Raw genomic sequence first — 17,645 nt, forward strand, 5'->3', positions numbered from 1 at the left:
CTGAACCGCGCTGCACGCGCAGGCAGCAAGCGATAAACGGTTATTTTACTTGCGCCCGGGGCGGGTTGCTCACCCCGAAAGAAGAGATGCAACGAGTTGCACGCACGGAAATCCGCACGGCAGGGACGGCGCCCACAGGCACGTTCGGTCGGCGCGGCCTCCGACGGTAACGGAACATTGGTATAAAGAATTCATCCGTGGCGCGGCGCCGCGTGGTCGAAGTGACCGCGACGCCACGCCACGGTGGCGAAAATACGGCGAGCGCCCGAAGCGTCCCGGCAATGTGCGGGACATGGCGACGTCAAAGGTGGCGAGACACCCCGAGGGGGAAGACGGGCGTTCCTGAAGGCTTCCCATACGCGGTCCTGCTTTGATATCCAGGCCGCGAAGCTGATCCAGCCGCAAGCGCGCGCGGTTCGCCGCTGCGGTTTGTCTTCTGTTGCGATCGTGCAAGGCGCAGTTTGCCGCCGCCGCGCGCAGCAGTCGGATCGGAAGCGCAGGAAATCCGTGCCGTCGCACTTCCACGGCATGTCTGGCCGCTTGTTGAAGACGTATTTCGCATGTGCCCACGCGGCCCGTCCATGGCAACACAACGCCGGACCGGGCCCACACAAGGCAATTCTCCTCCCCAACGTTCCTGCTCCAGCGTGCTTGTGACAACACAATAAGGCGCGGCTTGCCGCTGCCGGCTTGCATTCTGCCCGTCGAAGCGTCGGGCGCCCGCAAGCCGCGCGCAAAGCCGCACTGGAGCCGTTCAATGAAACGCATGCTGTTTAATGCGACACAGCAGGAAGAACTGCGCGTCGCCATCGTCGATGGACAGAAGCTCATCGACATCGACATCGAAACCGCCGGGCGCGAACAGCGCAAAGGCAACATCTACAAGGGCATCGTGACCCGCATCGAGCCCTCGCTCGAAGCGTGTTTCGTGAACTACGGCGAAGACCGCCACGGCTTCCTGCCGTTCAAGGAAGTCGCCCGCCAGTACTTCCGCGACGGCGTGGACATGCGCGGTGCGCGCATCCAGGACGCCCTCAAGGAAGGCCAGGAACTGATCGTCCAGGTCGAGAAGGAAGAGCGCGGCAACAAGGGCGCGGCCCTGACCACGTTCATCTCGCTCGCCGGCCGCTATCTGGTCCTCATGCCGAACAACCCGCGCGGCGGCGGCGTCTCGCGCCGTATCGAGGGCGACGACCGTCAGGAACTGCGCGAAACCATGGCGCAGCTGCAACTGCCGGAAGGCATGAGCATCATCGCGCGCACGGCCGGCATCGGCCGCTCCGCCGAAGAACTCCAGTGGGACCTGAACTACCTGCTGCAACTGTGGCGCGCCATCGAAGCGGCGTCGCAGGCGGGCACGACCGGTCAGCCCATGCTGATCTATCTGGAGTCGAGCCTCGTGATCCGCGCGATCCGCGACTACTTCCAGCCCGACATCGGCGAAATCCTCATCGACACCACGGAAATCTATGACCAGGCGCGCGCCTTCATGGATATCGTGATGCCGGACAATGTCAGCAAGGTGAAGCGGTATCACGACGACGTGCCGCTTTTCTCGCGCTTCCAGATCGAACACCAGATCGAAACGGCGTACTCGCGCACGGTGCCGCTGCCCTCGGGCGGCGCGATCGTGATCGACCACACCGAAGCGCTGGTCGCCATCGACGTGAACTCGGCCCGCGCCACCAAGGGCGCCGACATCGAGGAAACCGCCGCGCGCACCAACCTCGAAGCCGCCGACGAAGTCGCGCGCCAGCTGCGTCTGCGCGACCTGGGCGGCCTGATCGTGATCGACTTCATCGACATGGAGTCGGCCAAGAGCCAGCGCGAAGTCGAGCAACGCCTGAAAGACGCGCTGCGCCACGACCGCGCACGCGTGCAGATGGGCAAGATCTCGCGCTTCGGCCTGATGGAGCTGTCGCGCCAGCGTCTGCGCCCGGCCCTCTCGGAAGGCAGCCACGTCACCTGCCCGCGCTGTAACGGCACGGGTCATATCCGCGATACGGAATCGTCGGCGCTTCAGGTCCTGCGCATCATCCAGGAAGAAGCGATGAAGGAAAACACCGCGGCGATCCACTGCCAGGTGCCGGTCGAAGTGACCGCCTTCCTGCTGAACGAAAAACGTTCGGAAATCAACAAGATCGAGTCGCGCTTCAAGGTCGGCGTCGTGCTGATCCCGAACAAGCACCTCGAAACGCCGCACTACAAGCTCGAGCGTCTGCGTCACGACGATACGCGTCTGGACGACCCGCGCGCCTCGTGGAAGCTGGCCGAGGAAGCGGCTCGCGAGCTCGAATCGGAAACCGGCTACAGCAAGCGCAACGCCGAAGCCAAGCCGAAGCAGGAAGCCGCGGTCAAGGGCATCACGCCGGACCGTCCGGCGCCGTCCGCACCCGTGAAGACGGTGGAAGCCATTCCGGCGGTCGCGCCCGTTGCGGCCGCAGCGGCCGGTGGCGGGTTCTTCGGCTTCATCAAGCGCCTGTTCGGCGGCGCACCGGCTGCGGCTCCCGCACCGGCGCCGGCCCAGACGCAGGAAAAGGCCGCACGTCCGGCACGCGAAGGCCGTCCTGAGCGTGGCGACAAGGCCGCTTCGGGCGATCGCAACCGTAACCGCCGCACCGGCGGCCGCGACGCGGCAGGCCGTGGCGAAGGCACGAGCGGCACGCGCGGTGGTCAGACGTCGGGCCGTCGCGAGGAACGCGAACCGCGCGAACAACGCGAAGGCCGCGAGCCGCGTGAGGCACGCGAAGCCCGTGAGCCGCGTGAACAACGCGAGCCGCGCGAGGCACGCGAAGGCCGTGGCAATCGTGAGCCGCGTGAGCCGCGTGAAGCACGCGAACCGCGCGAGGCACGTGAGCCGCGCGAACAACGTGAACCGCGCGAACAACGTGAACCGCGCGAACAACGTGAACCGCGCGAGCAACGCGAACCGCGTGAAGCCCGTGGCGAGCGCATCGAACGCGTCGAACGTGGTCAGGACCGCAGCGAATCCGGCGAAACGCCGGCACGCGGCGAGCGCCGTGAACGCGGCGAGCGTGGCGAACGCCGCCGCTCGCAGCAGAACGAAGCCGCCGAGGCGCAGGAAGCCCGTCTCGACGCCGCAGGTGCAGGCGCTGACAGCGAAACCGCAGAAGCCGCTCAAGCCGCACTCACCGACGGCGTGAGCCAGTCGGGTGCCGACGAAGATGGCGCATCGCCGCAAGGTGAAGAGCGCCGCCGCCGTCGTCGCGGCCGCCGTGGCGGTCGTCGCGAGCGCGATGCGGATGGCTCGGTAGCGAACGAAGGCGCGTCGGAAGACGGTGCATCGGGCGAAGAAGGCGTTGATGCAGGTTTCGACGCTCCGGTCGCCGAACAGGCTACCGTCGAGTCGATCAAGACGGAAACGACGGTGCAGACCGTGACGACGGAAGCGTCGGTCGTGACCGCCCTGCCGGTCGCCGCTGCGGCTGCCGCTGCTGTCGAAGCTGTCGAAACGAAGGCCGTGGAAGCCGCACAGGAAGCGCCGCAAGCCGCTCCCGCGCCGGTTGAAACCGTCGCGCCGGCAGCCGTGGAAACGACCGCACCGGTCGCGCCCGCAGCGCCTGTCGAGCACGTCGCTCCCGTTGCTCCGATCGCTCCGGTCGCCGTCGAACCCGCAGCACCGGCCGCGCCGGTTGAAGCGCCGGCTCCGGTCGTCGTGGCCGCTCCGGCAGAAACGCCGGTTCAGGCACCGGCCGTCGCCGCCGAGGTCCCGGCACCGCGTGAAGACCGCGTCGAAGCGCCGACGTCCGAGGAAATTGCGCCGGCTGCGGCCGTTGCACAGCCCGAACCGGTCGAAACGCGCGTTGCGCCGGTCGAAGCCGCACCGGCAGCCGTGACGCCGGTTCAGGCCCCCGTCGAAGCGCCGGTTCAGGCCGCGCCGGTCGAAACCGCGCCGGTCGCCGAGCCCGTTGCTCAGCGTCCGGTTCAGGTGACGACGGCCAGCGCCGCCGCGACCGGATCGCTCGACACGATGCTGGCCAGCGCCGGCCTCGTCTGGGTGAACACCGACGCCGACAAGCTGCGCGCCTCGCAAGACGCCGCCGCGCAAGTGACCAAGCCCGCGCGCGCGCCGCGCGAGCGCAAGGCGCTGCCGCCGGTCGACAGCACGCCGATGCAGCAAGTGGAAACCGGCCGCCAGCAGTAAGGCGGCGAGCGGCGCCAGGCGGATCGCACGAGTTTCTCGCAAGATCCGCCCGGCCCGCTCCACACTCCTCTCTGCACGGCTATCGCAGTGCAGCAAAAAGCCCGCCACATATCGGCGGGCTTTTTTTTGATATATCAGCGTTCTCCCTCGTCCATGCGCAAAGTGCGCTTCGGCTAAAATCGAACTATCGCGAGTGCGAAATCAGCGAGTTCGAAACCAACATGTCCCGACGCATCATCCCCGTAGCCGACGCCCGATCGCTGCCGCCCCGGCTGGCAGCGGACGCCGTGCGCGCGCCGACGGGCGAGGTGGTCGACGCGCTGGCGCGGCCGCTGCGCGACCTGCGCATCTCGGTGACGGACCGCTGCAACTTCCGCTGCGTCTACTGCATGCCGCGCGCGGTGTTCGACAAGGACTACCCGTTCCTGCCGCACTCGGCCCTGCTCACGCTCGAGGAAATCGAACGCCTGGCGCGGCTATTCGTCGCGCAGGGCGTCACCAAGATTCGTCTCACGGGCGGCGAGCCGCTGCTGCGCAAGAACATCGAATTCCTGATCGAGCGGCTCGCGGCGCTGCGCACGGTCGACGGCACGCCGCTCGACCTCACGCTCACCACCAACGGCTCGCTGCTGGCCCGCAAGGCGCGCGCGCTGCGCGACGCGGGTCTCACGCGCGTGACCGTGAGTCTCGACGCGCTCGACGACACCTTGTTTCGCCGCATGAACGACGCCGACTTCTCGGTCGCCGACGTGCTGGGCGGCATCGAGGCCGCGCAGGCGGTCGGGCTCGCGCCGATCAAGGTGAACATGGTCGTCAAGCGCGGCACCAACGACAGCGAAATCGTCCCGCTCGCGCGCCACTTCCGCGGCTCGGGCGTGACGCTGCGCTTCATCGAATACATGGACGTCGGCGCCACGAACGGCTGGAACATGGCCGAAGTGCTGCCGTCCGCCGACGTGGTCGCGCGCATTGCCGAACACTTCCCGCTCGTGCCGCTCGACGCGCACAGCGCCGCCGAAACCGCCCAGCGCTGGGGTTACGCCGACGGCGCGGGCGAGATCGGCACGATCTCCAGCGTCACGCGCGCGTTCTGCGGCGACTGCACGCGCGCGCGCCTCTCGACCGAAGGCAAGCTGTACCTGTGCCTGTTCGCGTCGATGGGCTACGACCTGCGCGCGTTGTTGCGCAGCGACGCGAGCGATATCGGCATTGCCGCGGCGATCGCCCAGGTCTGGCGGCAGCGCGGCGACCGCTACTCGCAACTGCGCGGCAGCGCCGACGCCCCCGCACCCAGCGAAGAACGCCGCATTGAAATGTCCTACATCGGCGGCTGAGCCGCGCATGAACGCTCCCCTTCCCGCTTCGTCGATCACCGGCCTCGTGCTCGCGGGCGGCCGCGGCCAGCGCATGGGCGGCGCCGACAAAGGCCTGCAGATGCTGCACGGCCAGCCGCTCGCCGCACACGTGCTCGCGCGCCTCGCGCCGCAAGTCGGCACGCTGATGATCAGCGCCAATCGCAACCGCAATACTTACGCCGAACTGGGCGCGCCGTGGCAGGCGCGCGTGATCGCCGATACGCTCGCCGATTTTCCGGGTCCGCTCGCGGGTTTGCTCGCGGGACTGCGCGCCGTGTCGCAAAACGCGGTGGACACTGAAGCCACGACCGAATGGCTGCTGAGCGCGCCGTGCGATTCGCCGTGGCTGCCCGCCGACCTCGCCGTGCGTCTCGCCGATGCCGCGCGTGCGCAAGGCGTGCCGATCGCCACCGCGACCACGACCGACGCGGCGGGCGAAGTCTCGCTGCATCCCGTCTTCGCGCTCGTGCACGTCTCGCTCGCCGACGACCTCGCGGCCTTTCTGGAGGCGGGCGAGCGCAAGGTGCGTGCGTGGTACGCGCGCCACAGGGCGGCCGAAGTCGCCTTTGCCGACGAGCGTGCGTTTTACAATATCAATTCCTTTCAGGAACTCGCCGACCTCGACCGTGCCTGACGTGCGCAACCGGACATCCGCCGCGCGCCGCCAGCCGCCGGCCCACCTGGCCCGCCTCCCAGGACGATCGCCGCACCCATTGTGCGGATGCGACGCTTCTCCACTCGATGACCACGCTTAACACTTTCTCCGGTAGCGCCGCGAGCCTCAGCCAGTTCGATCCTCAAGCCTTGCCCGTCAGCGCCGCTCAAGCCATCGTGCTGCAGTGGGTGACGCCGCTGGCCGGGAGCGAACGCGTGCCGCTGCGCGAAGCGCTCGCGCGCGTGCTGGCCGTGGACGTGGTCTCGCCGATCGACGTGCCCGCGCACGACAACTCGGCGATGGACGGTTACGCGTTCGACAGCGCGGCGCTCACGGAGTCCGCACAAGACGGCGCGCTCACACTGACGATCGCCGGCAAGGCGTTCGCGGGCCATCCCTACCTGGGCGACGTGGCGCGCGGCGCATGCGTGCGCATCATGACCGGCGCGCCGATGCCCGCCGGCTGCGACACCGTCGTGCCACAGGAACGCGTGCAGCTCGACCAGTCCGGTGAATCCGCGTCGATCCGCTTCAGCGTGCGCGACAGCGCACCCGGCGCGAACCGCCGCCGCCGGGGCGAAGACCTCGCGCGTGGCGGCGTGGCGCTGCGCGCGGGCCGCGAGCTGCGCGCCTCCGACATCGGCTTGCTCGCCTCGCTGGGTCTCGTCGAAGTCGAAGTGAAACGACGCCTGCGCGTGGCCTTCTTTTCGACCGGCGACGAACTGCGCTCGCCCGGCGAGCCGCTCGATGCCGGCTGCATCTACGACAGCAACCGCTACACGCTCGGCGCGATGCTGCGCCGCCTGAATGTCGAGGCCATCGATCTCGGCATGGTGCGCGACGAGCCCGACGCGCTCGCCGCCACGCTCAAGCAGGCCGCCGCGAGCGCCGACGTCGTGCTCACCTCGGGCGGCGTCTCGGTCGGCGAAGCCGATTTCACGCGCACCCAACTGCAAACGCTCGGCGACGTCACGTTCTGGGGCCTCGCCATGCGCCCCGGCCGCCCGCTCGCGTTCGGCCGCATCTGGTCCGGCGGCCATCCAGGCGCGGGTCGCCCGGCGCTGCTGTTCGGCCTGCCCGGCAACCCGGTCGCGACCATGGTCAGCTTCTACCAGATCGTGCGCCCCGCCCTGATCGCCATGTCGGGCGCGACGCCGCAGCCCGTGCCGCTGATTCCCGCGCGCTGCGAAGCGCCGATCAAAAAGCGCGCCGGCCGCACCGAATTCCAGCGCGGCGTCGCCGAACGCGACGCGCGCGGCCAGTGGCGCGTCACGCCCACCGGCTCGCAAAGCTCCGGCGCGCTCAGCACGATGAGCGAAGCCAACTGCTTCATCGTGCTCGCGCACGAATCCGCCGATCTCGACGCCGGCGACGCCGTCGACGTCATGCTCTTTGACGGGCTCGTCTAGCGCGCGCGCCCCACTCCAGCCATCCTGTACACGCTACGTCCATTCGACCTACGGACCGACTTCCATGAAAAAACAGATCTCGTTCATCGCCGCGGGGCAAACCGCCAAAGCGCTCATCCTCGTCTACCTCACGTTCAGCGTGCCGATCGTGCTGCTCGTCGCGGTGGTCGCCTTCTTCCGCTACGGCACCTTCGAACTCGGCACCGTGTTCAGCGCGCTGATCCTCAATGCGATCGTCGGCTTCGTGCTGCTGTGGATCGCCTGTCATCTCTACAACTGGGTGGCTTCGCGCTTCGGCGGCATCGAGATCCATCTCTCCGACGTACCCGAGGAAGCGTAATGGCGGCCACGATCCGCGCGGCCACGGCCAGCGACGCGAGCGCCATGCACGCGCTCATGTACCAGCTCGCGGAATTCGAGAAGCTCACGCACCTGTTCACCGGCACGCCGGAACTGCTGGCCGACGCGCTGTTCGGCGCACATCCGGCCGCCGAAGCCCTGGTCGCCGACGACGCCGGCAAGATCGTCGGCTACGCGCTGTTCTTCCACAACTATTCGACGTTTCTGGGCCGCCGCGGTCTCTATCTCGAAGACCTCTATATCGAGCCGACGCAGCGCGGCACGGGTCTGGGCACCGCGATGCTGCGCAAGCTCGCGGCCATCGCCGTGGAGCGCCAGTGCGCGCGCTTCGAGTGGAGCGTGCTCGACTGGAACGAGCCGGCCATCCGCTTCTACGAGAAGATGGGCGCGACGGTCTTCCCCGACTGGCGCGTGGTGCGCGTGACGGGCGACGCGCTCGACAAGCTCGCCGTGCCAGGCTGAAGCACGCGTCTCACGACGCAAGTCACATAAAAAACGGGCCGTCCGCAACGCTGCGGACGGCCCGTTTTTCATAGGGGCGCAGGAATACCGCGGGCTCTACTCTTCCACGCCAGGCAGCGCGTCGCCGAGCAGATTCGACGCCTCTTCGCCCGGCAAGGCCTCCACGTCGCGCAGCTTGCGATTCATTGCGCGCGTGCGCACTTCGGCGGCCTCGATCGAGCGCGTGACCGTTTCCAGTTGCGTCTTCGTGCGCGCGAGCACGTCGCCGAACTTGCCGAACTCGGTCTTCACCGCGCCCAGCACCTGCCACACCTCGCTCGACCGTTGCTCGATAGCGAGCGTGCGAAAGCCCATCTGCAGACTGTTGAGCAGCGCCGTGAGCGTGGTCGGCCCGGCGACAGTCACGCGGAAGTCGCGCTGCAGCACATCGGTCAAACCGGGGCGACGCAGGATTTCCGCGTACAGCCCTTCGGTCGGCAAAAACAGCAGCGCGAAGTCGGTCGTGTGCGGCGGCGCAACGTATTTCTCGGCGATGGTGCGAGCCTCGGCGCGCACGCGCGTTTCGAGCGCGCGCCCCGCTTCCTCGATGCCCGCGAGATCGGCGCGCTCCTGGGCGTCGATGAGGCGCTCGTAGTCCTCGCGCGGAAACTTCGCGTCGACGGGCAGCCAGACCGGCGCGCTGTCCGGCGCACCCGGCTTGATGCCCTTGCCCGGCAGACGGATCGCAAACTCCACGCGCTCGTTGCTGCCCGGCACGGTCGCCACGTTCTTCGCGAACTGGTCGGGCGTGAGCATCTGCTCCAGGAGCGCTTCGAGCTGCACCTCGCCCCACGTGCCGCGCGTTTTCACGTTCGTGAGCACCTTCTTCAGATCGCCCACGCCCGCAGCCAGCGTCTGCATTTCGCCGAGGCCGCGATGCACCTGCTCCAGCCGGTCCGAGACCAGCTTGAACGATTCGCCGAGACGCTGTTCGAGCGTGGCGTGCAGCTTTTCGTCGACGGTGCGGCGCATTTCTTCGAGCTTCGCCGCATTGTTCGCCTCGATGTCCTTGAGACGCTGTTCGAGCGTCGCGCGCACTTCGGCGAAACGCCGGTCGTTCGCTTCAGTCAGTTGCGCGAGCTGCTGACCGAGCACGGTGCCGAAGTGCCGCAGCGCCGTGGACTGCTCCTCGCGCGCCTGCTGCGCCTGCACGTGCAGACTCTGGCGCACGGCGTCGAGCTGCTGGGCGTTGCTCTCGGTGAGCTTGACGAGCTGCTGCGCGAAGCCGTCGATCTGGCCGTTCTGCACGGTCGCGATGCTCGTGAGATGCGCCGCGAGCGCCTGTTGCACCTGCGCGAAACCACCACCGAATTCGCTGCGCGAAGCCTGCGCCGTGCGCGCGATCTCATTGCGCAACTCGCGCTCGATGCGTTCGGCCGCGCGCGCCTGCGTGTCGGTCGATGCCGCGAGACGGTCGCTCAGTTGATCGAGCGCGTCGAGCGCGGCTTCGTCGTGTGCGCCGCCACGCGCGCGCAGCAGCACGATCACGGCGAACGCAAGCGCCACCGCCAGCACGACGAGCGCCGCCAACGCCAGCGCCATCAACGACTCAGCACTCATGCGCGCGCTTTCCCGATCACGGCCGGATTGATCGCATTGGGCGGCTGGCCCGCTCGCGGGCCTTGACCCAGACCGGCGATCAGATTGTCGGCGGCGAGATTGGCCATCGCGCGGCGCGTGGCCTCGCTCGCGCTCGCGATGTGCGGCGTGAGCACGACGTTATCGACTTCGAGCAGCGCCGGATGGACGCTCGGCTCGCCCTCGAACACGTCGAGACCCGCGGAGGCGATGCGGCGCTCGCGCAGCGCCTGCGCCAGCGCCGCGTCGTCGACGATGCCGCCGCGCGCGATGTTGGTGAGCGTGGCCGTGGGCTTCATGAGCGCGAGTTCGGCCGCGCCGATCGTGTGATGGTTTTCCGGCGTGTACGGCAGCACCAGCACGACGTGATCGGCCTCTTTGAGCAGATCTTCCTTCGAGCGGTATTCCGCGTTCAGCTCACGCTCGATCTCGGGCGCGACGCGCGAACGGTTGTGATAGATCACGCGCATGTTGAAGCCACGCGCGCGGCGCGCGAGCGCCTGGCCGATCCGGCCCATGCCGATCACGCCGAGCGTCGCGCCGTGGATGTCCGCGCCGAGAAACATGTCGAACGACCACTTCTGCCACTTGCCCGCGCGCAGGTAATGCTCCGATTCGGTCACGCGGCGCGCGGCGGCCATCATCAGCGCCCAGCCGAAGTCGGCGGTGGTTTCGTTGAGCACGTCGGGCGTGTTGGTGCCGAGCACGTTCGCGGCGTTGAACGCGGCCATGTCGAAATTGTTGTAGCCCACGGCCATGTTCGAGACCACGCGCAGACGCGGCGCGGCGGCGAAGGTCGAGGCGTCGACGGGGTCGCCCATCGTGATCGCGCCGTCCTTGTCGGCGAGACGCGCCTTGAGCGCTTCGGCGCCCAGCGTTTCGCCGTTGTTCCAGTCGACGTCGAAATACTGCTTGAGACGGTCGATCACGTCCGGAAAGATCGGGCGCGCCACGAGAATCTTTTGCATCGTTACTCTCCACACTGCTGAGGTTGATCCGGAAGCCCGCCGGGGGCGGCCCGGGCGTTAGTGTTCCGCATTGTCCCGCGCGGGCGCGCATCGGCATAGTCGGCCGAATGGCTAATCCAGCTAATCCGCCAGATCCGCGCGCGTATCAGGTATCAGACGAATCAGGCGAAAAAGAGCCAGGTCGCGGCCGCGAACACAGGCGTGAGCACCACGCTCGACCAGCCAAGATAGCCGAAGAAGCCCGGCATGCGCACGCCGCGCTGCTGCGCGATCGCCTTCACCATGAAGTTCGGCGCGTTCCCGATATAGGTCACCGCGCCCATCCACACGGCGCCCGCCGAGATCGCAGCGAGCGTTTTCGCGCCGCCTGTCATGAGCGCCTGCGCGTCGCCGCCCGCGAGATTGAAGAACACGAGATAGGTGGGCGCGTTGTCGAGAAACGACGACAACAATCCCGTCGCCCAGAAATACAGCGCGTCGTTCGGGCGGCCCGGCGCATCGTTCACGAAGGCGATCAGCGAGGCGAACGCACCCGCCTCGCCCGCGCGCAGCATCGCGATCACCGGCGTGATCGTCACGAAGATGCCCGCGAACAGCTTCGCCACTTCGGCAATCGGCGCCCAGTCGAAACCGTTGTCGACACGCGCCTGCCGCGACGTGAACACATACGACACGATCGCCAGCACGATCAGTCCGGCATCGCGCACGGCGTTTTGCAGTTCGATGCGCGCGCCCGCCAGCTCGACGCCGATACCCGGCTTCCAGAGCCCGCTCATCAGCACGAGCGCGATCACGCCCGCGAGCAGCGCGAAGTTGGCCTTGCCGCCGATGCCGAGCCGTCCGGTATCGGGCGTCGGATCGAGGAACGGCGCGCGCGCTTCGCCGGCGCTTCGGAACAGCCACGTATCGAGCAGAAAAAACGCGACGAGCAGCACGCCGCAGACGAACAGCATCGGCAGCGCGAGATGTTGCGCGGTCCAGAAGAAGCCGACGCCGTTGAGAAAACCGAGGAACAGCGGCGGATCGCCGAGCGGCGTGAGCGAGCCGCCCGCGTTCGCCACGAGGAAGATGAAGAACACGACCACGTGCGTGTTGTGGCGGCGATTGTCGTTGGCGCGCAGCAGCGGGCGGATCAGCAGCATGGCCGCGCCGGTCGTGCCCATCACGCTCGCGAGCACGGTGCCGAGCGCGAGGATCGCGGTATTGGTGCGCGGCGAGCCGTGCAGATTTCCGTACACGCAGATGCCGCCCGCGATCGTATAGAGCGCGCCGAGCAGCACGATGAACGGCACGTATTCGTCGACGAGCGCATGCAGAAAGAGCGGAACCGTGACGCCAACGCCGTGCGACGCCGCGAACGGCACGAGAAACGCGAGCGCCCACGCCGCCGAAATCTTGCCGAAATGGCGATGCCAGAACGTGGCCGCGAACATCGGGAACAGCGCGATCGAGAGCAGCATGCAGGCGAACGGCAGGCCCCAGGTCGCGGAGAGCGTTGCGCCGTCGACGCCACTCGACGCGTGCGCCGTGCTCGCGCCGCACGCGAGCAGCGCCGCGAGCGACTGCGCAAGTATCCGCTTCGTGCTGCGTGCCGCGCCGCTATCCGTCAACGCGTCACGCCCCCTGCACGACGATCACGTGCACGCGATACGGCCCGTGAGCACCGAGGACGATGGTCTGTTCGATGTCGCCGGTGCGCGACGGCCCCGAGACGAAATTGACCGCGCGCGGCAGCTCGCCGCGTTCGGCGCGCATGAGCGCGAAGGCGTCCTCGTGACCCGCGACGATGCGCGAAGCGGGCACGACGGCGATATGCGTTTCGGGCAGCAACGCGCCCGACGCCCAGGTTTGCGGACCCGACAGCAACACCAGCGTGCCGGTTTCGGCGGTGGCGCAAAAGCAGCCCGTGAGCCCGACGAGATCGCGATCTTCGGGTTTGCGAAACGCGACCGTGAGGCCCGCCGACGCCCAGTCGAACGATTCGAGCGTGTCCCAGGCGACGGCCTGCGTGGGCAACTGGAGCGAGGCGAGATAGCGCGCCGCGGCGGCGGGCACGTCGGCGAGCTGCGCGACTTCCTCGACCGTGGACGCCATCTTCTTCGCCTCGGCGACGAAGCGCGCGACGAGGTCACCTTCCATCGGCGGACGCGGCCCTTGCGGATGCCGCGCGAGATAGTCGGCGACGGCCTCCCGCTCGTGCGCGGCGGGCGTTGCATCGCGACCCTGGGCGGCGCGGATGCGCGCGAGCATGCTGCGGCGGGCGGCCGTGGTGTCCATGTGCGTCCTCGTCAAAAGAAGAAAAGCGACGCGCCGATTATACCGGCGCGTCGCTCGTATTCCGGCGCGCAAAGCCGCGCATGAAGCGCGTGCCGCCCGCGTGTCGCTTACGTGCTGCGTGCGTGCTGCGTGCGCGAACTTACTTGCCCGCGCACTCCACTTCGGTCGGCTGCTCGATGCCGAACACCTGACGCAGATACGCGAGATAGGCCTTGTCGTCGCACATGTTCTTGCCCGGCGAATCGGACAGCTTGGCGACCGGCTGACCATTGCAGCGAACCATCTTGATGACGATCTGCAGCGGCTGATAGCCGAGGTCGTTGGTGAGATTCGTGCCCACGCCGAACGCGAGACGGCAACGGTCCTTGAAGCGCTCGTACAGACGCAGCACCTTGGGAATGTCGAGCGCGTCCGAGAAGATCATGGTCTTCGTGCGGGCGTCGACGCGGTTGTCCTCGTAGTGCTTGAGCAGGCGCTCGCCCCACTCGAACGGATCACCCGAATCGTGGCGCGCGCCGTCGAAGAGCTTGCAGAAGTACATGTCGAAGTCGCGCAGGAAAGCCTGCATGCCGTACACGTCCGACAACGCGATGCCGAGGTCGCCGCGATACTCCTTCGCCCACATCTCGAAGCCGTAGATCTGCGAATCGCGCAGACGCGGTCCGAGCGCCTGGCACGCCTGCAGATACTCGTGCGCCATCGTGCCGAGCGGCGTGAGGTTGTGCTTCATCGCGTAGTAGACGTTGCTCGTGCCCGTGAACTGCTCGCCGAGATCTTCCTTGAGCGTGAGGATCACCTCTTCGTGCCAGCGCTTCGAGAAGCGGCGGCGCGTGCCGTAATCGGCGATCTTGCAGTCGGCGAACTCGGGCTTCGCGCCGAGCAGCTCGATCTTGCGGCGCAGGCGCTCGCGGCCCTCTTCGTATTGCGGATGATGCTGCGTGTTGCGGAAATACACCTCGTTGACGATCGCGAGCACCGGGATCTCGAAGAGGATCGTGTGCAGCCACGGCCCCTTGATCTCGATGTCGATTTCGCCGTTGTTCTTCGGCGACGGCGTAACGGAGATGTACTTCTCGTTCAGATGGAACAGCGCGAGGAAGTCGACGAAATCACCCTTCACGAAGCGCATCTTGCGCAGATACTCGAGCTCGGGATCGGCAAAACGCAGGCGGCAGAGCTTGGAAATTTCACTGCGGATTTCGTCGACGTACGGCACGAGATCGACATCCGGCGTGCGGCAGCGGAAGCGATATTCGACGTTGGCCGCGGGGAAATGATGCAGCACCACCTGCATCATCGTGAATTTGTACAGATCGGTATCGAGCAGCGAAGTAATGACCATGATTGACTAGCCGGACTGCAATCGGAGGATGCACGCCTCGTTTTCCGAGCCGCCGCCGCGCCTTTTGAGGCTTGCGGCGACGCCGTCGGACGGCGGGCATCAGCGGTGCGCTCATGTTACCCGAATGCGGCATTCGGACGCGGGCTTGCTTGCACGTCCGTGGCGCGCGCAGGGATATTGCGCAAAAAATCGACCGCCGCCCGCGCGCCTTTTGCGTTTGCGCGGGCCAAGGCGGCACCGCATAAACTAATCACGAAACGATATAAAAGGCGCGCTGGTGGTGTGGATAGGGAAATTCCCATTCAGTTACAATACCGCTTTTGGCGCGCGTGAATCCAGCGCCATCCCCAATACAAAAGCTTGCAGGAGCTGCCTGAATGACCCACGTTGTGACCGAAAGCTGCATCAAGTGCCGCTATACCGACTGCGTCGATGTGTGCCCGGTGGACTGCTTTCGCGAAGGTCCCAACTTCCTCGCGATCGACCCGGACGAGTGCATCGACTGCGCCGTGTGCGTGGCTGAGTGCCCGGTAAACGCCATTTACGCCGAAGAAGACGTACCTGGCGACCAGCAGGACTTCATCTCGCTGAACGCCGATCTCGCCAAGAACTGGCCGAGCATCACGAAGACCAAGCCTGCCCTGCCGGAAGCCGAGGAATTCAAGGACATCAAGGACAAGCTCGCGCTGCTCGAGCGCTAAGCCGCGTTCCGCGGCGGTTCGGGGCCGCGCCGCCGCGTCCGTTTGTCCACACGTCACCACGTCACTCGAGGACGGACAATCCGTCGAACAATCCTTTTGAAGGAGGATTGTTTTAAAAAGATGACGACAAGGTGTTGACAGACTCCGCCAGGCCCCATAGAATCTCGTTCTCTGCTTTTGTTGATCCCCGATAGCTCAGTCGGTAGAGCGCCGGACTGTTAATCCGTAGGTCCCTGGTTCGAGCCCAGGTCGGGGAGCCAAGATTCGCAAAAGCCCGTTCGTGTTGAACACCGCGCATGACGGGCTTTTTCATGAAGTTAAAAAGTTGTAGTTGTACTGCTGTTCCCCGATAGCTCAGTCGGTAGAGCGCCGGACTGTTAATCCGTAGGTCCCTGGTTCGAGCCCAGGTCGGGGAGCCAAAATATGAAGCCGTTGCGTTTTTGCGCAACGGCTTTTTTCTTTTGGGCGTGCGCTGGTTGGCGCATGACGCGCCCCCTCCCTTTTGCGACATCAAACGCTCACCCGACTGACCGCGATGCCCGCCAGTCAACTGGTGTAGTATCGACAGGTAATACCCGCTAACGGGGCACGCCTCATGTCCATTTCCATCAAGCTCGACGACGAACTCAAGGACCGCATCCAGCATATCGCGGGCCTTCAGCATCGCACGCCGCACGCCGTGATGCGCGAAGCCATCGCGCAATACGCCGAGCGCGAAGAAGCGCGCGAGCGATTCACGCAGGAAGCGCTGGCGTCGTGGCAGCACTATCAGCAAACCGGCCGTCACCTGAATGGCGACGAGGTGCGCGCGTGGCTGGGCGACTGGGGCACGGATGACGAGCACCCCGCGCCGGAATGCCACGACTGATCGTCACTCAGCGCGCCATTGAAGGATTGGAGCGCTGTCGGCGGTTTCTGTCTCGAAAAACACCCGAAGCCTCGCGGCGCGCCGCGCAAGTCATCGATCAACATTTCCGGGCGCTCGAAGCCACACCGGCGATTGGCCGGCCAATCGAGGCCACACCCGGACTTCGCGAACTGGTCATTCCATTCGGCGATACGGGCTACGTCGCGCTCTATCTGCACCCTCCCGGCGACGACACCATCTACGTCCTGGCCTTCCGCCATCAACGGGAACTCGGTTACTAGCGCGCCCTGCCCGATAATGACACCTCGTCACTCCCGGGAATCCGCATGAAATCGATCCGCCTTGCCCCGACGCTGTCCGCCGCATTCACCGCCGCGCTCGCCTGCGCATCGGGCATCGCGCACGCCGAACAGATCGGCAGCGTGAACACCAACTTCCGCATGACCGGTTCCGACAAGGTCGTCGTCGAGGCCTACGACGACCCCGCCGTGAGCGGCGTCACCTGCTACGTGTCGCGTGCGCGCACCGGCGGCGTGAAGGGCACGCTCGGCATCGCCGAAGATCCCACCGAAGCGTCGATCGCCTGCCGTCAGGTCGGCCCGATCAGCTTCGGCGCGCCGCTCAAGCAGCAGGCCGACGTGTTCAACGAGCGCATGTCGTTTCTCTTCAAGACGCTACATGTGGTGCGCGTGGTCGATACGAAGCGCAATGCGCTCGTCTATCTGACTTATAGCGACCGCGTCGTGAGCGGCAGCGCGAAGAACAGCGTGACCGCCGTGCCGATGCCCGCCGGCACGACCATCCCGGTGCGCTAAACTGGACTTTCACGCCGCCTGAAAGCCGACTGGCCGCCGTCCCCATGAACCTTCCCCGTTTTCGCGATTCCGCCCGTTACTGGCGCTCACCGCTGCTGCCCGGCGGGGATCTGCTGACGGCCGAATATCACGATCACACGTTCTCGCCGCACTGGCACGAGGCGTACACGGTGCCCGTGATCGAGGACGGCGCGGAGTGCTTCCGCTATCGCGGCGCGCATCATGTGGCGGAAACCGGCACGGTGCCGGTCATCAATCCGGGAGAGGTGCATACCGGCTCGCGCGCCGTCGACGAAGGCTGGCGTTATCGCGTGATCTACGTACCGGTCGATTATCTGCACGGTCTCGCGGCGGAGATCGCGGGCCGCGCGCAATCGCTGCCGTGGTTCGGCGCCGATGTGATCCGCGATCCCGATCTCGCGCAGCGGCTCTCGTACGCGCATCGTCTGCTCGAAGCCGATGCCGATGCGCGTCGCGCCGATCCGGAAGCCCGCACCGCGCCCGGCGACAACGCCAGCGCGCTCGCCCTGCCCGAGCCCGACCTGCTCGCCGTCGAAGACGCGTTGCTCGACGCGCTCGCGACCTTGCTCACGCGCCACGCCCGCACCCGCGAAGCGCCGATCGGGCCGCACGGCAACGACCCGCGCGTCG

The 17,645-nt window shown here is 66.7% G+C and carries 16 protein-coding genes and 2 tRNA genes; 13 read left to right on the top strand and 5 right to left on the bottom strand.

The annotated features are described in order from the left end of the window. Positions 1-757 precede the first annotated feature (757 nt). The 6 genes from G3N97_RS14945 to G3N97_RS14970 all read left to right on the top strand — a co-directional run bounded on the left by G3N97_RS14945 (position 758) and on the right by G3N97_RS14970 (position 8,406). On the top strand, positions 758-4,165 hold the full coding sequence (locus G3N97_RS14945) for an Rne/Rng family ribonuclease (RefSeq protein ID WP_205993958.1): 3,408 nt from the start codon (positions 758-760) through the stop codon (positions 4,163-4,165). 221 nt (positions 4,166-4,386) lie between these two features. After that, positions 4,387-5,499 (top strand): GTP 3',8-cyclase MoaA, encoded by a 1,113-nt coding sequence (gene moaA / locus G3N97_RS14950; RefSeq protein ID WP_205993959.1) that lies wholly within the window; start codon positions 4,387-4,389, stop codon positions 5,497-5,499. A 7-nt stretch (positions 5,500-5,506) separates the two neighbouring features. Further along, positions 5,507-6,154 (top strand): molybdenum cofactor guanylyltransferase MobA, encoded by a 648-nt coding sequence (gene mobA / locus G3N97_RS14955; protein ID WP_205993960.1) that lies wholly within the window; start codon positions 5,507-5,509, stop codon positions 6,152-6,154. A 107-nt stretch (positions 6,155-6,261) separates the two neighbouring features. After that, positions 6,262-7,584 carry a gephyrin-like molybdotransferase Glp gene (gene glp / locus G3N97_RS14960; RefSeq protein ID WP_205993961.1) on the top strand — a complete coding sequence of 441 codons (1,323 nt, stop codon included), beginning with the start codon at positions 6,262-6,264 and terminating at the stop codon, positions 7,582-7,584. Positions 7,585-7,648: 64 nt separating this feature from the next. Continuing rightward, on the top strand, positions 7,649-7,924 hold the full coding sequence (locus tag G3N97_RS14965) for a hypothetical protein (protein ID WP_065061294.1): 276 nt from the start codon (positions 7,649-7,651) through the stop codon (positions 7,922-7,924). Beyond that, the gene (locus G3N97_RS14970; protein ID WP_205993962.1) at positions 7,924-8,406 is read left to right on the top strand and encodes a GNAT family N-acetyltransferase; all 483 of its coding nucleotides are present in this window, start codon (positions 7,924-7,926) and stop codon (positions 8,404-8,406) included. The genes G3N97_RS14965 and G3N97_RS14970 overlap by 1 nt, the downstream gene beginning before the upstream one ends. A gap of 96 nt (positions 8,407-8,502) precedes the next feature. Here the strand turns inward: G3N97_RS14970 and rmuC are convergent, their stop codons facing one another. From rmuC to pncB, 5 genes are all read right to left on the bottom strand, one after another. After that, positions 8,503-10,005 (bottom strand): DNA recombination protein RmuC, encoded by a 1,503-nt coding sequence (gene rmuC, locus G3N97_RS14975; RefSeq protein WP_241030590.1) that lies wholly within the window; start codon positions 10,003-10,005, stop codon positions 8,503-8,505. Continuing rightward, positions 10,002-10,991, bottom strand: coding sequence for a D-glycerate dehydrogenase (locus G3N97_RS14980; RefSeq protein WP_205993963.1), 990 nt, complete (start codon positions 10,989-10,991; stop codon positions 10,002-10,004). Before G3N97_RS14980 ends, rmuC begins: the two co-directional genes overlap by 4 nt. Before the next feature lie 161 nt (positions 10,992-11,152). Then, positions 11,153-12,541 carry a sodium:proton antiporter gene (locus tag G3N97_RS14985; protein WP_241030592.1) on the bottom strand — a complete coding sequence of 463 codons (1,389 nt, stop codon included), beginning with the start codon at positions 12,539-12,541 and terminating at the stop codon, positions 11,153-11,155. A 64-nt stretch (positions 12,542-12,605) separates the two neighbouring features. Further along, positions 12,606-13,268, bottom strand: coding sequence for a lactate utilization protein C (locus tag G3N97_RS14990; protein ID WP_205993965.1), 663 nt, complete (start codon positions 13,266-13,268; stop codon positions 12,606-12,608). A 139-nt stretch (positions 13,269-13,407) separates the two neighbouring features. Then, positions 13,408-14,610, bottom strand: a complete 1,203-nt coding sequence (pncB, locus tag G3N97_RS14995; protein ID WP_205993966.1) for a nicotinate phosphoribosyltransferase — start codon at positions 14,608-14,610, stop codon at positions 13,408-13,410. 377 nt (positions 14,611-14,987) lie between these two features. Between pncB and fdxA the strand changes: the two genes are divergently transcribed. The 7 genes from fdxA to G3N97_RS15030 all read left to right on the top strand — a co-directional run. Beyond that, the gene (gene fdxA, locus G3N97_RS15000; protein WP_205993967.1) at positions 14,988-15,311 is read left to right on the top strand and encodes a ferredoxin FdxA; all 324 of its coding nucleotides are present in this window, start codon (positions 14,988-14,990) and stop codon (positions 15,309-15,311) included. A 184-nt stretch (positions 15,312-15,495) separates the two neighbouring features. Beyond that, a tRNA-Asn gene (locus G3N97_RS15005) sits at positions 15,496-15,571 on the top strand. A gap of 83 nt (positions 15,572-15,654) precedes the next feature. Continuing rightward, positions 15,655-15,730, top strand: a tRNA-Asn gene (locus tag G3N97_RS15010). Between the two features lie 176 nt (positions 15,731-15,906). Further along, positions 15,907-16,179 carry a CopG family ribbon-helix-helix protein gene (locus G3N97_RS15015; RefSeq protein ID WP_205993968.1) on the top strand — a complete coding sequence of 91 codons (273 nt, stop codon included), beginning with the start codon at positions 15,907-15,909 and terminating at the stop codon, positions 16,177-16,179. After that, positions 16,167-16,460, top strand: coding sequence for a type II toxin-antitoxin system RelE/ParE family toxin (locus G3N97_RS15020; RefSeq protein ID WP_205993969.1), 294 nt, complete (start codon positions 16,167-16,169; stop codon positions 16,458-16,460). The genes G3N97_RS15015 and G3N97_RS15020 overlap by 13 nt, the downstream gene beginning before the upstream one ends. Before the next feature lie 45 nt (positions 16,461-16,505). Further along, the gene (locus G3N97_RS15025; protein ID WP_205993970.1) at positions 16,506-16,994 is read left to right on the top strand and encodes a CreA family protein; all 489 of its coding nucleotides are present in this window, start codon (positions 16,506-16,508) and stop codon (positions 16,992-16,994) included. A gap of 44 nt (positions 16,995-17,038) precedes the next feature. Further along, positions 17,039-17,645: AraC family ligand binding domain-containing protein (locus G3N97_RS15030; RefSeq protein ID WP_205993971.1), on the top strand; the 607-nt coding region annotated here is incomplete at its 3' end.

It is taken from the genome of Paraburkholderia sp. Ac-20347 (genome assembly GCF_017104805.1).
GTDB classification, from domain to species: Bacteria; Pseudomonadota; Gammaproteobacteria; order Burkholderiales; family Burkholderiaceae; genus Paraburkholderia; species Paraburkholderia tropica.

Bases quoted from the DNA above. Each gene is read 5' to 3' on its own strand.
- G3N97_RS14945 (WP_205993958.1), top strand. From the start codon at position 758: ATGAAACGCATGCTGTTTAATGCGACACAGCAGGAAGAACTGCGCGTC.
- moaA (WP_205993959.1), top strand. From the start codon at position 4,387: ATGTCCCGACGCATCATCCCCGTAGCCGACGCCCGATCGCTGCCGCCC.
- mobA (WP_205993960.1), top strand. From the start codon at position 5,507: ATGAACGCTCCCCTTCCCGCTTCGTCGATCACCGGCCTCGTGCTCGCG.
- glp (WP_205993961.1), top strand. From the start codon at position 6,262: ATGACCACGCTTAACACTTTCTCCGGTAGCGCCGCGAGCCTCAGCCAG.
- G3N97_RS14965 (WP_065061294.1), top strand. From the start codon at position 7,649: ATGAAAAAACAGATCTCGTTCATCGCCGCGGGGCAAACCGCCAAAGCG.
- G3N97_RS14970 (WP_205993962.1), top strand. From the start codon at position 7,924: ATGGCGGCCACGATCCGCGCGGCCACGGCCAGCGACGCGAGCGCCATG.
- rmuC (WP_241030590.1), bottom strand. From the start codon at position 10,005: ATGAGTGCTGAGTCGTTGATGGCGCTGGCGTTGGCGGCGCTCGTCGTG.
- G3N97_RS14980 (WP_205993963.1), bottom strand. From the start codon at position 10,991: ATGCAAAAGATTCTCGTGGCGCGCCCGATCTTTCCGGACGTGATCGAC.
- G3N97_RS14990 (WP_205993965.1), bottom strand. From the start codon at position 13,268: ATGGACACCACGGCCGCCCGCCGCAGCATGCTCGCGCGCATCCGCGCC.
- pncB (WP_205993966.1), bottom strand. From the start codon at position 14,610: ATGGTCATTACTTCGCTGCTCGATACCGATCTGTACAAATTCACGATG.
- fdxA (WP_205993967.1), top strand. From the start codon at position 14,988: ATGACCCACGTTGTGACCGAAAGCTGCATCAAGTGCCGCTATACCGAC.
- G3N97_RS15015 (WP_205993968.1), top strand. From the start codon at position 15,907: ATGTCCATTTCCATCAAGCTCGACGACGAACTCAAGGACCGCATCCAG.
- G3N97_RS15020 (WP_205993969.1), top strand. From the start codon at position 16,167: ATGCCACGACTGATCGTCACTCAGCGCGCCATTGAAGGATTGGAGCGC.
- G3N97_RS15025 (WP_205993970.1), top strand. From the start codon at position 16,506: ATGAAATCGATCCGCCTTGCCCCGACGCTGTCCGCCGCATTCACCGCC.